This is a genomic window from Streptococcus oralis, from assembly GCF_001579025.1.
In the GTDB taxonomy this organism is placed as follows: Bacteria; Bacillota; Bacilli; order Lactobacillales; family Streptococcaceae; genus Streptococcus; species Streptococcus oralis_X.
In genome coordinates this window covers 256,385-258,341 of the sequence record NZ_KQ970236.1, presented here as the reverse complement: position 1 = coordinate 258,341, position 1,957 = coordinate 256,385, and the positions used below count along the sequence as shown (strand labels likewise).

The window sequence follows — 1,957 nt, the reverse complement described above, 5'->3', positions numbered from 1 at the left end:
CTTTATAAGTGTTAGTGAAGATACGTTCTGCTGAAGTAACAGAAGCTGTCAATACTCCACCTTGGAATGCTGCTGTTACAGTGACTTCCTTACCTTCTTCATCAAAAGTGATACCATTGATTGCTGTTGATGTATCTTCTTTGATGATGTAGCGATACGTTCCTGCACCTTTCAACTCGATATTCTCAAAGGTAATCGTTCCATCAGCTTTTGATTTCGCTGTGGCTACTGGAGTCTTCAAGTTCTCTGCTGTATATAGGTTAAAGGTAAACTCATCCGCTTTTGGAAGTTTATCTGTACGACCTTCTACCACTTTCTTAGCTGTTACATTGAACACAGCTGGAACAGGTTCGTCCTTAAGGTTGATCGTAGAACCTGCTGCTCCGAGTTTGACTGTGTACTCTTTTTCATCTAGCTTATAGCCAGCTGGAGCAGTCTTCTCTTTGATCTTGAACGTTTTACCTTCCCATTTCTGATCATAAGTTTTAGTAAGCGCTACTCCTTTTTCATTCGTAGTCACTTCTGTTGTTTCACTTGCATCATCTGCTGCTGTCACAGTATAAACTGCTCCTTGAACAGGTGTAAGAGTGAACGCGTCTGTCTTATTAATCTTAATTTGGTAAGCTGTAGATGCTACAATTGTACCAGAAATCAAAGATGTTGCTTCCGCTTTCATGCTAAGCGCACCTGGGCGACTTGTATTTTGTGCAAGTTTTGTTCCGTCCGCAAGAGACAAAGCTACAATATTTGCTACTTTCGTACCATCATTTGGAGTGGTAGTACTATATGTAACGAAGTAAGAAGCCGTTCCATCTTTGATGGTAACATCAAATGATGTATAGTTTGAGTTCCAAGCAACTGTATAGTCAGTTCCTTCCACCATGAGTTCTGCTCCTGGAGGAACAGCAGAAGTACCGCCTGTAATATCAGCCTTGTAAATCTTCAAGCTTTCTGGAATGTATTGAGCTGGTGTGTAAGATGTGTCATCATTTGGAATTGTGTCATGAAGCACAATGTTCTGTCCAAAATCTTGTTTTTCTGTGTTCACACGTACACGCCAGTTGGATTGCTCATTACCTGAGCTTACTGATCCGATGGCTGCTAGTTTTGGAGAGTTCCAGCTTTCACGGGAAGCTTGTCCACCAGCTTTCGCATAGTTCTCAGTACCAACTTTAGGACCTGTGATTGTCTTAGCAGTATACGTATGGTTTACTTCTTGCTTCATAGAAGAAGAATTAAAGCTAATTGGTGTCTTAGTCTGGTCTGTTAGGAAGCGGAATGATGCCGCAAAGTTACCAGATACATCCTTAACTTTATCTCCACCTGTTGCAGCTAGGTACTTGTCCAAGTTTTTCAAGGTAATTTTCGCTTTACCACCCTTGTCATTACCACTTGATGTTACAACTGCTTCCCCAATCGTTACTTGCGTAGCTGGGTCAACCAACTGTTGAGTGCCGTTGTAGACTGTCATTGGTGCAGGAATGTCGAAAGTGAAATAATCACCATTGTTCAAGTTTTCATTGTATTGTTTGAGATCAAACGTTACACGAAGCTTGTAGGCATTCCCTGTACGAACTGCATAATCTCCCTCAGATGTTACATTCTGTTTCGTATCTGAAGCATCCAACAACTCAACACCTGTAATAACTTGCGTTAATTCCTTTGGCGTTGGATCATCAGCTTTAACAGTATTTGTCGAAACAGATGTAAGTGTCAAGACAGAAAGAGCTGCAGCTGAAAGTTTTGAAAGCAATTTCAGCATTTTGCTTTTTGCCATGATTTCCCTCTTTTCTATATTTTATTTTCAATGTTCTTAATCCCTCTCCTTAAAAATGAAGAAGAAATCACAGATTATTTGATATTTAGTAGTTAAAGTCCTCCAAACACTTTAAGTATTAAACATAAATAACCACATACATTCTAGCATTATACATGTCACTTTGTCAAGCGATTTAAC

The 1,957-nt window shown here is 39.9% G+C and carries 1 protein-coding gene; it reads right to left on the bottom strand.

Translation table 11 applies throughout. From position 1 onward, the window contains the following. Positions 1–1,777: SpaA isopeptide-forming pilin-related protein (locus SORDD27_RS07505; RefSeq protein WP_231069326.1), on the bottom strand; the 1,777-nt coding region annotated here is incomplete at its 3' end. Positions 1,778–1,957 lie beyond the last annotated feature (180 nt).